Raw genomic sequence first — 15,437 nt, forward strand, 5'->3', positions numbered from 1 at the left:
GCTTTTCAACCCAATTCAACTCAAGAGGAGATCACCCATGTCTGGTGATATTAATGTCTTCGTCGTCGACGGCTATGTCGGCGCAGATCCGCAAATCAGTATCGCTCCGGAACAGAAAGCCACACGCGCCCGGTTCCGGATCGCCACAACCCGCAAATTCCAGAAGGAAAGCGGGGAGATCGTAGAATATACCGAATGGTTCTCTGTGATCTGTTGGGGCGAGGCCTATGTCGAAAAACTCGTTCAGCCTTATGTGAAGAAGGGGTCTTTCCTTCAAATCATGGGGCGGGTGCAAAACACCCGCTGGACCGATCAGGACGGCATTGAACGGTTCGGCGTCGAAATCGTCGCCGATCGGATCGACCTGCTCGACAAGGTGGGCGCGGGTTCATCCTACGGATCCGAAGATCTGCCCGGCGATGATTCCACGTCCGGTACCGAAACCAACGAGGCCGCAAGTTCGACGTCGGACTATTACGACGAAATTCCGTTCTAGTCCCTAACACCCTAAGGCAGCCGCCCGCTTTCGCGGGCGGCTGCTCGCATGGAACTTTTGTTTGATGATTGCCGTCGTATATGCCGTCGATTTTTATGGATCGCGTTGTCATTGATGCGAATATCTTCGTGCCTGCGCGGATGAATGCTCGCGGCGCGCCGCGAGCGGTATTACGCCTTGCATTGGAGCGTCAGATTGTTCCTGTGTTTGGCAATGCGCTTTTGCGGGAATATGAAGACGTCCTCTCGCGAGACCGACTTTTTGCGTCAGCCCCGGCCACGCGAGGCGATATCGACACGCTTCTTGATGCCTTGCTCAGCGTTTCTGAATGGCGGAGCATATACTATTTGTGGCGCCCAAACCTGCCTGATGAAGGAGACAATCATTTGATCGAACTTGCCGTCGCTGCAAACGCCGAAGCCATCATAACGGCGAACACAAAGGATTTCGCCCGCGCAGACCTCGTCTTTGAAGGCCTAAATGTCGTCACCGCGGGCGGCTATCTGGAGACTAGGAGCCAATCATGAGCACAATTACATTACGTCTGCCTGACACCCAACATGAGCGTCTGAAAGACCTCGCCGCCGCCAAAGGCGTCAGTCTAAATAAATTGCTTGAAGAACTCACCGCTCGGGTGATCGCTGAAGCCGATACCGAAGTGCGCTTCAGAGCCCGCGCAGCGCGCGGAAATGCGGCTGAGCGCTTGCGCATTTTAGCGCGCTTGGACGAGCATTACAAAACTGATTAGCCGCTCAGATACCGAGGTGTCACCGGTGCTTTTGGTCTGCTCTTTGCGTGGAGTGGATATGAGTTTTTCATGGCTGAATGGGCGTCTTCATCTTTTGCGATCTCTATCATCTAGGCATTGAGCCTTTTTGCGATACTGAACCGGAGTTAAGTCGACGCGGCGGGCATGTCAGGTCTACGAATGGGCGCATGTAGACACGGAGGCGGGGCAAGTGATGGGCATTGAACAGATGGGCCCTTTGGAGGAGAAAGCCGCCCGTCTGATCAAAACAGGCGATTGGGCGGATATCTATCCAGGCCTTACGCTCCTGGACATCAAGGATGCCGCCATCTTGCTCTGCCTGCCGCAGACGGTGATCTTGCAATGGATCGGGGAAGGCAAATTGCTCGCCTTGCGCAATTCAGCCCATCAGTTTCGTATTCCCGTCGATACGCTTATGGACCGGCGCGCCGCCATCCCCGGCATGGCCCATGTGATCAATGAGATTTGCAAGGGTTATCACAATCTCGCCTGGCTGTTCCTGATCCAGCCGGTTCCGGATGAAGACGGCCTCAGGCATGTGATCGATCTCTTGAAAGAGGGCGACATGGACCGCCTCGATCAGGCTGCGCTGATCTGGCATGAGCGCCTTGAGACTGGCCCACTCAGTTAAACACGAACCGCGCGTATAACCAAACGGTAGCCCGCCCGGCTCGTGCACATGGTCTGACGGGTTCGCCCGCTTTTTGAGCTGAGGGTAGGTTGGTCTTAGCGGGGTGCCAAATTGGTGATGAGCGCTGCGGTTCATTCATAGCGTGGTTGCCTCGTGCATCTCCATCATGGGCTGGACGCCTCCCTGCGCTTCGCTCCGGGCCGTGCTCTAGGCGCTGACGCGCCCCAAGCCCCGCCTGCGCGGGTCTTGTCCCTGCGGGTAACGATCATGCCCTCGGCTTTGCCTCGGCTGGCGCGGGCGCGTGGCGCAGACCGGCAAAGCCTGTGAAGGCCACGCACAAGGATTGTGAGTGACACTGACAAGCCGCAGACGCGGCTTTTTTCAACTGAATCCGACGGGCTGCTTCCGCGCTGTTAACCGGGCTGGGCCATGCGGCCCAAGTCCCGGGCGCGGGCCCATCGGATGGTCTCTCTCTCAACTGTGGTGGTAGTCTACCAAGGTGCAGCAGCGCCGCCTCAAGGACTGCGGGGCCCCACCATTTTTGTGATCCTCCGATCAGCCTGATCAGCGCGGACTTAGGATACGCGCCTGCAGGAGATAACAGGGCCTGGCGGCGCGATCGGCGGAGGCTCCCAAAAATCGTTTCCCCCACAGCGAAGCGCGCCTTTGGCGCGTCCTTGACCCGGCTGTCTGCGCACTTGGGTGAGGGGTGTCCACTGTTTTCGAAATCCGAAGACGGGGTGTTTTCCAACTAAAAGGAGATGTCCAATGGAAACGCAAAATGATGTCCTGGTCGGCGTGCTGGCAGCGATGCAAAACCCGCCAGGCATAGAAGACTTCGCCGGGGCGATCCCGCCCGATGAGGCGCTGATCCATATTGTCAGCGCCGCCTATGGCGAACTTGCAGATGCGCTCGAAGACGGCCCGCTGGCTGGGTCGCTGGAGCGGATTTTGAAAGGCTGGACAGACGTGCTTCACCGCACGATTGAAGGTCTGGAAAAGCAGGCCGATCGGGCCGAGCTTGACATGAAAGAGGCGGCCGCGGCGCAGGACTATTCAGAAGTCATGAGCGTCGAACTGGAACGCAAAACAGACCGACTTCGCGCGCTGCAAAACGCGGTGGAGGCGGTGTCGGTGATGCGCGATGCGGGGGCCTCAACCTACGAGGCGAGATGCGCCACATTATGGCGTCCCATGCACGGGTCCAGGCCGTCCTCAAAGATCATCACATCGGCCATGATTGACGCCCGGGATTTCTCCCGGTCTCGGAAGATCTTGGCCGCCGAAGGCCGGGTCATTGAGGGCGCGAAAATCGCCCTGTTCGGGGACCGAAATGACAGTGACTATACCAAGGTTGCTACCGTGCTCGACAAGGTCAAAAACAAGCATGGGCGTATGGCGCTTTTGCTGACCGGTCAGAAGACCGGCGCGGATGCCTGCGCCATGTCCTGGGCTAAGGCAAACGGCGTGGATGTGGTGATCTATAAACTCGAAGGTCATGCCTCTGACCGCTACTTCCGGCGCAACGAGCGCATGCTGTCTGAAGCCCCCAAAGGGGTCTTGGTCTTCAGTGAAAAATCGGCCTTCACACGGCATGCCGTAGAGACCGCACGCAAGATGGGATTGCCCGTCAAACGATGCGGATTGGCGAGCTGAAATCACCCTCGCAGACTAGGCGCGGCGTGGCCCGATCAGGGCTGCGCCGCGCTTTTCTTTTTCGGTCGCTCGCCGGGTGCGCCCTGACTATAGAGTTGACAAATCCGGCCCCGTCGGCATCTTAAGGGGGCTGACGTCGCGGGCTTTCCATCCGGTTCTCACCTTTGAGGAGAACTGTAGATGACCCAGACAATTACCTTTCCAATATCTTTGAAACGCTTTGAAAAACCCTCGACTCAGTGCGTTGTTTTGCAGCGCCGAGTGGGTTGCCGCCGTCGCGGTGTCTGGAGGAATGCACAAGACACAGTGCCCTTTCGGGCCTGTTTTTGTTGCGAAATCAAAACATTAGACGTTTTGGGCAGTGTCGACGGTCTGTCGACGACTTTGCATAGCAATAAAAAACTTAATAAAAACAGTGGGCGGTCTATGTAATGGCGGTCCAGGAAATCCCGGCGGGGAACGCCAATCGCATCATGTTTCGCGCCTCGGCGAAGACCTATTCGGTGCTGGCGCGCTATGCCGCCCAGCAAGGTCTGTCACCGTCTGTGGTGGCTCGCCGGATCCTCGACGAGGCGATCCATAAGGGTTCGGTCGAGGAGACTTTAGATCTCGTCGTCGATCGGCTGCTCATCTTGGATGAACTCGTTCGTATGATGCTCTCCGACGTCGAAGCGGAGCGGATCGGCGAGGCCGAGCACTTTGCCAGGTTGCGCGCGATTGAGCACAAGGCGAGGCGTTGATCCGATGAGTAACCGTCACTCCCCGAGACATGACACGACCAACAATTGGATGCGCACGCCGATGGACCGGTTTGTGCGCGGCGGCCAGACCATCAATCTACAAGTCCGCGAGACCATCCATCTGGTCAAGATCATGCTCTTGGTCTCGCTTGGGCTTGGCTTTGTGGTGTTCACCGCCTGGGTGCTCTGGACGACAGATGGCGTCGACCGGAATAGCTTTCTGAGCTTCACCCATATCAAAATCCTGGAAGCCATGAATGCCAATCCGGACCAGATTTTCTCCTGTCCCAAACCCGATGGCAGCCGCATCAATATCGAACTGAAATGGTGCCTCGCCGACCCGTCTGTCAGCGCCGGCTGGCGACGGGTGGCGAGCGCCGCCACGGACGCGTTCTGGGTGTCGCTCGGCCTTGCCGTGACGGCGATGATTTTCCTTTTCATCTGGTTCAAAAAGTTTGGCCAAGATTTGATCAAGGAACGTCGCACACGCGGCGCGGAAGTGGTCAGCGCCAAGGACTTGGATCACCTGGTCTCGCGATCGAATGCCAAACTCGCCACCAAGCCGTTTTTTGCAGGCAACAAACCCTATCGTCTCGCCGGGGTAGCAATGCCGCTCGGGGCACATCACCGCCATGTCATGGTCGCTGGCACGACGGGCACCGGAAAGAGCCAATTCCTTTTCGACTTAATGGCGCAGATCCGGGCGAATAGTGACCGCGCCATCATCTTTGACAAGACCGGCGCCTTCATTGAACGCTTCTACAATGAGCGCTCTGACGACCGGATTCTAAACCCGCTGGATGCCCGCTGCGCGCCCTGGTCCATGATTGCCGAAGCAGAGGTTGATACCGATTTCGACACGATGGCCCATGCCATTATTCCCGACGACAAATCGCAAGACCGGTTCTGGCCAGAAAGCGCCCGCTCAGTCCTCGCCACCGCGCTCGCTAAGTTCAAGGCGAAAGGCGTGACGGAGACGCGCACAGTGATCGACTTTTTGCTCAAGGCCAATCAACGCCAGCTCAACGCCTTCTTCGCCGGCACACTCGCGGCGCGCTCGATCTCAGGCGATCTTGGCAAGACCAGCGGCAACATTATGGCCGTACTCGCGCCCAGCATCCGGCCCCTGACGCTTTTGCCGGTGGCCAACAAAAACCCCTTCTCAATCCGCGAATGGATTGGCGATGATCATGCCGAGAATTGTCTCTTCCTCTCGGCCCGGTCCGATCAGATGAAAGCCATGCGCGGTCTGATCACGCTCTGGTTTGATACCGCGATCAAATCACTGCTCAGCCAGGAACGAAAACCCGGCCGGACGATCTGGTTCATTTTGGACGAGTTCGCCGCGTTGCACGCGATCCCTTCGCTGGTCGAGGGCCTTCAGGAAGCGCGTCAATATGGCGGCGCCTTCGTGCTTGGTGTGCAGGACCCGGCTCTGGTGCGGGATCGTTATGGCGCCGACCTCACTCAAGCGATTACCGGGCTCTGCCGAACCAAAGTGATCTATGGCACCGGCAATTATCACAATGCCCGCGACTGTGCAGATTGGATTGGTCAGGCCGAAACCCTGCGCGCCGAACAATCGATGACCTATGGCCCCAATGATGTCCGTGACGCCATCGGCGTGCATTCTCGGACCGAGCTCACCCATATCGTGCTGCCAGAACAAATCTTTAAGCTCCCCGACCTGCACGGCTTCCTGTCCTATCCGGAAGCCTTTCCAGTGGCCTCGATCACGATCGCGCCCTTTCAGGGCGACCCCTGCGCACCGGGTTTCCTCTTGCGCAAAACCCCGCCGTCGCCGGTCACGCCGCCAGGTGGTGTGGATGTGGCATCGGATGGCACTTTGGTGCTCCCTTCGCTGCCAGAAGACCCGGGCCCCGAGCATGGCAGCGAGGTCGGTCCGGCTCCGTTAGATGAGGGACCATCCGGGCCGCAACCCTCAGAGTCGGACGCCCAGGCACCACTCGATCCTGCTGCCGCCGCATTGCTTTCCCATGACGCCGCCCATCAACGCCGTCTACATCGCCTGAGACGGGCGGGAAGCGCTTCAGGCCCTGAAGCGTGCCTGTCTCAACAGGGCGCGCGCGGGACCCCTGAGGACGCCTCTGAGGAGCAACACGAGGGCGACGCAGCTGCGAGCGGCGGCATGGCGCAAGAAGCTGGTGAAACGCTGACCCTGTCGGATGATCCGCAAATCCTTCAATCCATTCTGGAAGAGGATGAAGCGGCTGAAGAGAAGCGACGCCAAGCCCATGAAGCAAGGTTGGAGCGTGAACGCGAGCTGATGGCGGCGCGTCATATGCGAGACAGTGTGGGGCGCGATCAGATCGACATCGCGCTTGAGCCTGATGAGCCGGATCTCTGAGAAGGCTATCGGCATGTTCAATATCGTTCAGGTCAAAGGAGATGATGCCGGGGGCTATTATGGCACCCAGGCCAATTACTATCTCGGCGGCGAAGCGCCTTCAAATTGGGTCGGGCAAGGCGCGGCGGCGATCGGTTTGAAAGGGCCGGTCGATCCGGCAGCGTTCACACAGTTGATGAATGGCGAGGTGCCAAAGCCGGGCAGCGATCCTGTCCGTGTGCTATCCGGCGTGCGCAAAGGCTGGGACATGACCATTTCAGCGCCAAAATGGGCGTCAGTTCTGATCACGCTCGGTGAGGACAAACGTCTTGCCGCCCATTGGCAGACCGCCGCAAAGCGCGCCTTTGATTATGTCGAACGGTTCGCCACCTATCGAGAGACCGTGAAAGGCGTCACGCGCGATGTGGTCGGCGCGAGACTAATTGGAGGAGCGTTCCTGCATGATGCCAATCGCAACAATGAGCCGTCCATCCATGTCCATATGGTGGCGTCCGCCATCGGGGTGACCAAGCGGGGCAAGCTGCGCGCGGTCGATCTCCAGCACGCCTACAAGCACGCCAAACTGATTGGCCAATATGTGCATGCCAATTTTGCGCATACGGCGCGGCGCGACGGGTATCAGGTTGGACTTGATGATAAAGGCATGGCCGTGTTGGAGAACGCGCCCGAGGGCCTAGGCGCGGTCAGCGAGGCCCTGTCGACCCGCCGCGACGAAGTTCGCTCGGAAATCGATCGGCTCGGCGTTGCGACGCGCCAGGGGGAGGTCGCTGTGGTGCGGGCGACACGCGAGGCCAAATCGCCCGATACAGCTGATCTTCTCACCCATGCCAAAGCCGTTGCCGAGGCCAAAGGATTTGGGCCGGATCAAATCCGTGCTCTGGTGCCAGATACGCATCTCTCTTTGAAAGACGCCATGGCCGCCCGCGTCGATGGCGCCTTGCTGGGTTTTGTCGCCAAGACGCTCGCGGAGCAGTCGGGCAAAACGCCCGGAGAGCCGTCATCAACGCCACCGGGCGACGCGCCGGGCTTTGCGAAGCGCTTGGTGCGGCTCGCAGGCGCCGCGATCACCGAGATCTGGGCGCAGCTGAGCGATCAGTCGCGCAGCACCGACAAATACGCCCGGACCGGCTATCCGGCGCCTCAGCTCTCAGATAGCAGACCGCGCCCCGATGTTTTTCGGCCCCCCGAAGACTATCCTGCCACACGCCTCGCGGCGCGCCATGAACTCGCTTATCAAATCCGTAGGGTTTCTGAACGCCAGGCCGCTTTCACTTTGCACGATGTGGTCTTGCCGACTTTGATCTCGGGCCTGAATGAAGACTTGCCCGGCGTGACTGAGACGCAAGTTCTAGGTGCGGCGCGAGACTTTGTTTCCGAAGGCCTGCTTGTCGTCGGGCGGGATCGTAAATCCCTCTACACCGCAACCGGTCTCGAGCTGGAACGCGAGCAAAGGATTCACGAACATACTGAAAGGGGCAAAGGCCAGTCGGTTCCGGTGCTTGCGCCAGACCCCGCTCAACGGGCCATCCATGCCTATGAGGCGGATGCCCACAAGCTGACAGATGGGCAGCGCCAGCTGGTCACCGCGATCTTGTCCTCCAAAGATCGGTTCGTCTCGGTCCAAGGCGTTGCTGGCACGGGCAAGACAACCGCGCTGCGGGCGGCGCAAAGCATCCTGAAAAGTAATACAAAGGCGACTGGCCATGTGCGCCTCTACGGCGTCGCCAATACCAAATCCGCCCGTGACGAAGTCCGCGCGCAGGGGATTGAAGCGCGCACCACAGCCTCCTTCCTGTCGCGCTTCACCCGCTACTTTCATACCGGCGTGCTTCCGACAGGCGAAGACAAGGCCGATTGGGAAAACACGGTCTTGCTGTTTGATGAAGCGTCCTTTGCCGGGAACGCCGACATGGAAGCCGCCATGGCGATCGCTGATAAGTTAGGCGTGCGCGGCTTTGTGGCCCAAGGCGACCGCGATCAATTACCCGCCATTCCCGCAGGCAATGTGCCCGATCTTATTTCTAAGCTGAGCCATGGCTTTACCGTCACCCTGTCCGACATTGTTCGCCAGACAAATCCAGATCTTCGCGAGGCGATTGAACAGTTGGTTGGGGCGAAGCCCGTTTCGGGCGCGCCGAATACCTATAAGCCAATCGGCGGACCGCGTGATGTGACGACACGGCTTTCCAAAGCGGTCGCAGCTTGGACAAAAGCCGATGCGATTACAGATCTCGGACTTGAGCGGGCAAGGGATAAAGACAGCCGCGCGGAGCAGCTTCAAGCCATCGCGGCCAGCGTTGCCGGGAAATGGCAGGCGCTGTCGCCACAAGAGCGCGCCGAAACCCTCGTCGTGTTTCCAACCCATGAATTGCGGGCGCTCTTTCATGATGAAGTTCGCCAAACGCTCAAGCAAGAAGGCGAAATCATTGGCGAGGACAAAGACCGGCAGGTCTTAAGGCCCAAACCCATGGGGCAGGCTGAAAAAGACCGCGCCGGAAACTATTCCAGCGGGGATGTGCTTGTCTTTTCCCAAATGGTGAGACGTATCGGGGCGCGGCCTGGCGCCCGCTTCAGCGTGGACCAGGTCGACCGGGACGCGAACCAGCTGGCTTTGCGCGATACGAAGGGCGAGCCTCATACGCTGTCCCTGTCGGATGGCCGTTCAAAGCTGCCTCGATTTGAAGTCTTTCGTGAAACCAGCGCCGCGTTCGCAATCGGTGACCGTATCCGAATTCTTCCCGGCGATCCCCGCAATCTCGCTGACGGGCTGACCGATTTGACGATCACTGGCGAAGACGGGCGCGGCCTGGAAGTCACCGGGCGGGTGTCCGAGCCGGGCGAGGACACCGCTGGAGAGACCCGGACGCTGCGTCTGCAAGCCGGGTCCACCACCGCCATGATGATCGATCATGATTATTCGCGCACCGTCTATGCCGCTCAGGGCCTCAGCGCGCTCCGCGTTTTGGCGGGCTTTCATAGCCAGTCCATCATGACCTCTTTCGCCAATCTCTACGTCATTGGATCGCGCGCCAAAGAAGCGCTCAGTATCATCACGGACAGCCTTGAGCGCGCGATGGACGCCGTGGCGCACAATCCCGGCATCCAGATGAGCGCCCATACGGCTATGGATCATCTCGAAGTCGAACACTTTATCGACCGGGCCCGGACCGAAATGGACGCGGCGCGCCAACACGCCAACCCCGATTTCGACGAATCACCGGCAGAGCCGGACATGGGCGCTCGTGTCCGCGAAGATAGAGCGGAGGGCACACCCGGCGGCGGCGCGTCTGAGACGCCCATGTCGGAGGAGCGGCCCGCCGATCTCGACCGCGATCACGAACTCGAACTTGAAGACGAAGTCACCCCGGACCTGCAGCCTGATCGGGAGGTGGGAGATTGAAAGTGCTTTTGATCACTCTCGCTCTCTGGATGAGCGCCGCTCAGGCATTCGCTGAACCGATCAGGCCGTGGTGGGTGGAGGGGGCGTTCGCCTCTGCTGACCTTGCGCCATTGTCCCGGCCCAGCGCGCAGCCAGCAGCATTGCCAGAACGATTGCCATCGGTGCTCACGCTTATTCAGCGCGCTGCTGACTTGCATGGCGTTGATGCTGATCTATTGCGCGCGCTCGTCGCTCAGGAAAGCGCCTATGATCCAGGCGCGGTTTCAGAAGACGGCGCGATCGGGCTTGGTCAGCTGATGCCCGTCGTCGCCAATTGGTGCGGGGTCACAAATCGCTTCCACCGCGTCCAGAACATTGACTGCGCCGCCAGGCACTTACGTGTTCTGCTGAGCAAATATCGCGGCGATGAACGCCTCGCGCTCGCCGCCTATAATGCCGGCGAGCCTGCGGTCGATCGATGCCGCTGCGTGCCGAGCTATCCTGAAACACAGGACTATGTCGCGCGCGTGCTCGTCCTTCGCAGCGCTTCGAGCGGGGACGCCTCATGACCCGTTCCCCACGCCTGTCTTCGCCATGCCTTCCCGCAACGCTCACGCAAAGGAGCCCCTTATGACCGACACCTCGCATCCGCCAGATCGCCCTTTGGCCGCGATCGCTGCCATGACGGCCTATGTGGCGCGCTGGCCGTTTCGCCATGTTCACGGATCAGATTGGCTGCGTGAGAGATTCTCAGTCTCGCTCACTGAAGTGAGTTCAAGAACCATTGCCCGAACATATGGGCTCTATTTCATGGACAGTGAAAGCCCGCCCAAAGTCGAGGATTTACGGCTCGTCACGCTCATGCAGACCCTAATTCTCGCGACCCTGATGGCTCTGATCTGGCTGAGCTGGACGATGACCGATGATTATGTCCTGCCGGCTCTGATGGCGTTCAGCGTTTTTCATCTTGTCCCATCGCGTCAGGATTTCCTCACTGAAGGGAGGTTGGCTGACCGTGTTCCATCCTGGTTGACCCCAATCACTGGCGCTTTGTCTTTCGTCGTGTCTCTTCCAGGCATGCTGATCGCGCTCCCCGCAGCCATTGTCTGGGGCGTGATCGGAACCCTAAAGCTGAAAGCGGCGAAAGGGGGGATAAGCTGATGCCGACCGGATTTCTCGCAAGCGCTTTGGTGCCGGCCTTCTGTGAGGAAGCCATCCGGTCGAGCTATCTCTTCTATTTGGGGGATCGCGGACGGCGGCGACGGGTTGTTCTATCCTTGGCCGCGGTGTTCGTCATTGGAGAGCTCTTGTATGATCTCTCACTCTTTCCTGCGGCACGGGCTGAAGTCGGCGATCAATTGGCGATCATACTATTGCTTGTCGCCTTGACCAGTGGAGCCGCGCTCCATATCGCGCTGACCTTTTGGACGGCGGCCCGGCAGCGACGCGGCGCGGGCGTCTGGCTCGTCTTTGCGATCGCCCTCATCGCTCATGGCCTCTTCAATCTAGCAGGGATTGGCCTAGTCGGAATGCTAGCATGAATATCCGCTGCATCCTCATCCTTTCGCTTATTATGAGTGCAAGCGCCGGCGCGCTCGGACTGTTATATGGCATAGGCGCGGGCGGCGGGGCAGTGCTTATGGGCTATGCGATCTGTCTTGGGATCGCAGCATTGGCTTTACGATACGTATCCGGAAATCCAGAGCTCGCCAGCGACCCGCATGCTCATGGTTCGGATGAATTCGTCTCCTCTGGGCACCAAGCATGCACCAGCGAAAGAGGACAGATTGTTTTACCCAAAGCGGTAGAGGCCAAGACAATGGCGTGCGCGGTTCAAGAGCCTGAGGTGCGCAGCACGTCCACACGCGCAGAGATGAGCGCCGTTCAACAGGTGCTGGACCTGGACGGCATGGCAGAGCTGCGCACACAGGAAACGGTCAATGGCGTCTGGATCATTACCGAAGCCAGCGACATGGCGTTAGGAGCCATTGAAGCGGCCTGTTTGAAAACACTAGATCCAAGCAACAATGATGAGACCCGGGTCCGGCGTTGGTTTGAAATAATCGCAAGTTTGCGCGCTGTGGATCGCCGGGCTTTCCCGAAAGCCGAACTGCGCCGCAGTCATGTTGCTGAGCAGCAGGGCGTCAGCAAAGAACAAGTTCGCCAAATCGATCAGGGTCGATATGCGCCGCTCAACAAACTATTGGAAGCGATCGAGCCAGCGATCTTATGAATGTTGCCAGTACCCTGTGTTTATAGACCATTACCCCCGAATTACCTCCGTTTTAGCGCGACACATCCTTGTCCATGGCGTCACACTGAGCCCGTCCAAACAAGGAGAATGAGTGATGACTGGGCAAGTAAAGTTACTGACCGCGAAAGAAGTTCTGGTGATGACCGGATATAAAAGCCGCACCACTTTGTGGCGAAGGGTCAAATCCGGTGAATTCCCGGCGCCCATCGCGCTCAGTGCGAATGCGACGCGCTGGAAGAGCGAAGAGGTCGAGGCTTGGGTCGAGGCGCTGCCCGCCATTGGTTATGGGCGGCCGGTTGGTGAACCAAGCACTTGAGGCCGTGTTTACCGCGAAGGTTTTCGTCTCTTCCGTCATGGGGGCGTTTCGTAGGGGGTAAGATATCTGCGCGGCGCGCTCCAATAAGATGTCATATTCTGATACAGTTTTTAGTATGATTGCATGGACGCTTTCATTTATTGCGTTTAGTTAATGCGCGGTGATGGCGAAATTCCATTGCAGAACACGACCTATTGGTGTGCCTCATGTCCGAAGAACGGCCAGAAATCAGACGGGCGAAAACCCATGCTAAAGAACGCCGACAGCATCTGCGTCAAAAGGGCCTGCGCCCAATCGAAGTTTGGCTGACTGAGGACCAGATCGCCGCCATCGACTATTTCGTGCAAGCTCAGGACAGCGCCAACCGGGTTGATGGGCTCGCTGATTGGGCGACCAGTATGCAGAAACATGTTCTCGCCGATCCCATGGTGACCGAGCTGACCAAGCGATATCAACTGCCGACTGTTTATCATGGCGTCGTGGTCGCACTCCAGTTTTTGAGGCATATCGCCGAAACCTACGACCTCACCGTTGAGGATGCGGCTGGACTTGAATGTTTCCAAATGCGCGCAGATGGTCGTGTGCGCGTTGCCGACCAGAACGCGGACGACGAAGACGAGCCGAGATTCAAGGTGAAATAGGTCTGCCACTTAGGATTTGGCGCGCACGTTGCTTGCCGATCAAAAGATGAAACTTTATTTTTCCTTCCGCGCGGCCCATGGGTCATGCGTCTGATCGATCGCGATATCGGATCGCTCGTTTCTGGCGATCTTGAGATCTCCGCAGAGACGGCGAACGCCCTTCGGTCTGCCTATGCCGGAATAGCAAGCGACGAGGAGATGACGCGCGCCATTGAAGCAGTCCGCAGCGCGCGAGAGAGCCATCAGTGGTTTGCGTGCGATTGCCGCGCAGATGAAAACATCTATCCGCTTATTGCACCCGCCTACCTAACATCGGCCAAGACTTATTACTTACGCCGACTGGTCGGGCCGAAACGACCGCTCCACGCCGTGAGCTGCCCGTTTTTCAGGGAACGCCCCGAACCGGGATTAGGTCGCGTCCGAGGGGCACCGTCATCAGCCAGGCCACCGGATGGGTTCTTTTCGGTCATAGATCACGAGGCTGCCAGGAAGGTTGCAGGTGGCAGAGATCAACTAAGGTCGATCACTTCAGTACGCCAATACACACCGCCGCCGCTTGCGCGCCAGCTTTGGCGTCTCATGAGATTGGCCCGTCTTAATCACCTGCCGCCGGTACAATCATCTGCGCCGCCGTCCATCTCCGCGGAATTCTCGCGATTGCGCGCGGCCGCTGAGAACGTCCTGGTTTCGAAAGGTGTTCCTCTTGCCCGGGTTCTGGGGACGCATCCGGAAGCGTATACCAGCAATCGGTTGTTCGCGCAGATCCGCCAGGTCCAAAGAGCGTCAAGCAACGAGGCACCACTGCAAGGGTTTCTGGCGCTGTTTGCCCGGTCTGCCTCACAGGAAACGATACATGGCGCGGAAGGGGCGGATATTCAGCTTGAAGGCGGGGTCGTAACCGCGCCGGGCATTGGCTTGGTGGATGATGGCCCCTTCCTGATCCTAGCGGTGATTGGGGATCGTGCCGGGCAGGGCGGTCTAGCCGCGCTGCGGGCGTATGCGCAGCCGATTTATAGTGCGACCCAATTCATGCCGGTAATGACGACGCTCGGCAGATCGCTTGTGAAATCCTTGAATTCCATACGATGGTCGCTGGCGAAGCGAAGGTCTGATTTGCGCATTTCGTTGGAGATGCCGCTATTTGCTCTAGAAACATCAGGCGGTCCTGTCCGCCCCGACATCATGATAGAGGTTTCTTCCACAATAACCGGAGAAGTGCGAACGACGTCCCTGTTTGTAGAGGCGCAATACGAGGATGCTTCTATCGCAGCGCATTTGCGTGATAGTGTTGGACCGGTTTTCTCCGTCCTTCCCGCTGATTTGGAGAACGAAGACGCGTTCAAGCGTCGCCTGACGAGCGCGCTTCTTTTTTGAACAGCCGCGCAAAGGCTGACACCTAGTATGATGCAGTTTGTTCCTTCGCAGCGTCCGGCGTTTAAAATCGTTGGTGGGTTTTATGGTGGGTGAGTGCGCTCAATCACCGTAAAAATACAACAATAACAAGAGCTTATAAGGGTGTAGTGGCTCCGCGAGTAGGACTCGAACCTACGACCGGGCGATTAACAGTCGCCTGCTCTACCAACTGAGCTATCGCGGAACAGCCGGAGACGGGTGAATAGCAGACCCGAATACCCGTTCAAGCCCCCACATGCTGCGAAGTCATAAAAACTTGCAGATTCCGCAAAAAAAAGGCGGGAGACAAGCTCCCGCCGAGGCGTTGGGTGATGGTGGGTGTCTCCATGAGAAGACAGGTACACAATCCCTCAAATTGGTTAACGGGCTGTAAACGGTTTGCAAATGTGTGAGGGAAAATTTGCCGGATCGCGTTTACGACTCCGAAATCATGGGCGTCGGGGTGCTGGCGCACCTGTGGGGGCGCGCTGGTCAGGCGTGTGGCGGATAGGAGTGGTCATTTGAAAGTCTGGAGGCTCCGGCCGGAATCGAACCGGCGTACACGGATTTGCAATCCGCTGCGTAACCACTCCGCCACAGAGCCGTCCCAGAAGGCGCGTCACTTAGCAACGAACTTCGTAGCTTGCAATCTGTCCTTTTCATGCGGCGTGCGTTTATCGCGCATTGCGCCCCCGAAAACCCATGTTAAAGGGCAGGGAAAGCGCGCTATAACAAAGCCCGAGAGGGAATCGAGATGAACTACGACAAAGCCCGTGAGATCATGGTCGACACGCA

General features: G+C 58.4%; 15 protein-coding genes and 2 tRNA genes. 15 read left to right on the plus strand and 2 right to left on the minus strand.

The window, feature by feature from the left end; translation table 11 throughout:
* Positions 1-37: 37 nt before the first annotated feature.
* The 15 genes from ssb (at position 38) to AAC029_RS15300 (ending at position 14,624) form a co-directional block, all read left to right on the plus strand.
* Entirely contained in the window at positions 38-496 is a 459-nt protein-coding gene (gene ssb / locus AAC029_RS15230) for a single-stranded DNA-binding protein (RefSeq protein WP_051602718.1), read from the plus strand.
* An 80-nt stretch (positions 497-576) separates the two neighbouring features.
* Complete coding sequence (locus tag AAC029_RS15235; protein WP_273279171.1) at positions 577-1,023, plus strand: putative toxin-antitoxin system toxin component, PIN family; 447 nt, start codon at positions 577-579, stop codon at positions 1,021-1,023.
* On the plus strand, positions 1,020-1,244 hold the full coding sequence (locus AAC029_RS15240; RefSeq protein WP_035552436.1) for a toxin-antitoxin system HicB family antitoxin: 225 nt from the start codon (positions 1,020-1,022) through the stop codon (positions 1,242-1,244). The genes AAC029_RS15235 and AAC029_RS15240 overlap by 4 nt, the downstream gene beginning before the upstream one ends.
* A gap of 211 nt (positions 1,245-1,455) precedes the next feature.
* A complete protein-coding gene (locus AAC029_RS15245; protein WP_339749469.1) occupies positions 1,456-1,896 on the plus strand; it encodes a hypothetical protein in 441 nt (146 codons plus the stop codon).
* Positions 1,897-2,664: 768 nt separating this feature from the next.
* The gene (locus AAC029_RS15250; RefSeq protein WP_339749473.1) at positions 2,665-3,552 is read left to right on the plus strand and encodes a DUF2493 domain-containing protein; all 888 of its coding nucleotides are present in this window, start codon (positions 2,665-2,667) and stop codon (positions 3,550-3,552) included.
* 431 nt (positions 3,553-3,983) lie between these two features.
* Positions 3,984-4,292, plus strand: a complete 309-nt coding sequence (locus AAC029_RS15255) for a hypothetical protein (protein WP_035552430.1) — start codon at positions 3,984-3,986, stop codon at positions 4,290-4,292.
* Positions 4,293-4,296: 4 nt separating this feature from the next.
* A complete protein-coding gene (locus AAC029_RS15260) occupies positions 4,297-6,660 on the plus strand; it encodes a type IV secretion system DNA-binding domain-containing protein (RefSeq protein WP_339749476.1) in 2,364 nt (787 codons plus the stop codon).
* Between the two features lie 13 nt (positions 6,661-6,673).
* Complete coding sequence (gene mobF / locus AAC029_RS15265; RefSeq protein WP_290481865.1) at positions 6,674-10,060, plus strand: MobF family relaxase; 3,387 nt, start codon at positions 6,674-6,676, stop codon at positions 10,058-10,060.
* Positions 10,061-10,089: 29 nt separating this feature from the next.
* Complete coding sequence (locus tag AAC029_RS15270; protein ID WP_339749479.1) at positions 10,090-10,608, plus strand: lytic transglycosylase domain-containing protein; 519 nt, start codon at positions 10,090-10,092, stop codon at positions 10,606-10,608.
* Between the two features lie 94 nt (positions 10,609-10,702).
* The gene (locus tag AAC029_RS15275) at positions 10,703-11,200 is read left to right on the plus strand and encodes a hypothetical protein (protein WP_339749481.1); all 498 of its coding nucleotides are present in this window, start codon (positions 10,703-10,705) and stop codon (positions 11,198-11,200) included.
* Positions 11,200-11,580: a hypothetical protein gene (locus tag AAC029_RS15280; RefSeq protein ID WP_035552419.1), complete on the plus strand. Its 381-nt coding sequence runs from the start codon at positions 11,200-11,202 to the stop codon at positions 11,578-11,580. Before AAC029_RS15275 ends, AAC029_RS15280 begins: the two co-directional genes overlap by 1 nt.
* On the plus strand, positions 11,577-12,272 hold the full coding sequence (locus tag AAC029_RS15285; RefSeq protein ID WP_035552417.1) for a hypothetical protein: 696 nt from the start codon (positions 11,577-11,579) through the stop codon (positions 12,270-12,272). Before AAC029_RS15280 ends, AAC029_RS15285 begins: the two co-directional genes overlap by 4 nt.
* A gap of 115 nt (positions 12,273-12,387) precedes the next feature.
* Positions 12,388-12,609: an AlpA family phage regulatory protein gene (locus tag AAC029_RS15290; protein ID WP_290479179.1), complete on the plus strand. Its 222-nt coding sequence runs from the start codon at positions 12,388-12,390 to the stop codon at positions 12,607-12,609.
* 206 nt (positions 12,610-12,815) lie between these two features.
* A complete protein-coding gene (locus tag AAC029_RS15295) occupies positions 12,816-13,250 on the plus strand; it encodes a DUF3018 family protein (protein ID WP_035552414.1) in 435 nt (144 codons plus the stop codon).
* Positions 13,251-13,334: 84 nt separating this feature from the next.
* Entirely contained in the window at positions 13,335-14,624 is a 1,290-nt protein-coding gene (locus tag AAC029_RS15300; RefSeq protein ID WP_158535325.1) for a hypothetical protein, read from the plus strand.
* Positions 14,625-14,771: 147 nt separating this feature from the next.
* On the opposite strand, the gene AAC029_RS15305 is transcribed toward AAC029_RS15300, so the two are convergent.
* Positions 14,772-14,847 (minus strand) — tRNA-Asn (locus AAC029_RS15305).
* 325 nt (positions 14,848-15,172) lie between these two features.
* Positions 15,173-15,246 (minus strand) — tRNA-Cys (locus AAC029_RS15310).
* Between the last annotated feature and the right edge of the window lie 191 nt (positions 15,247-15,437).

This window comes from uncultured Maricaulis sp., assembly GCF_963975345.1.
GTDB lineage: Bacteria > Pseudomonadota > Alphaproteobacteria > Caulobacterales > Maricaulaceae > Maricaulis.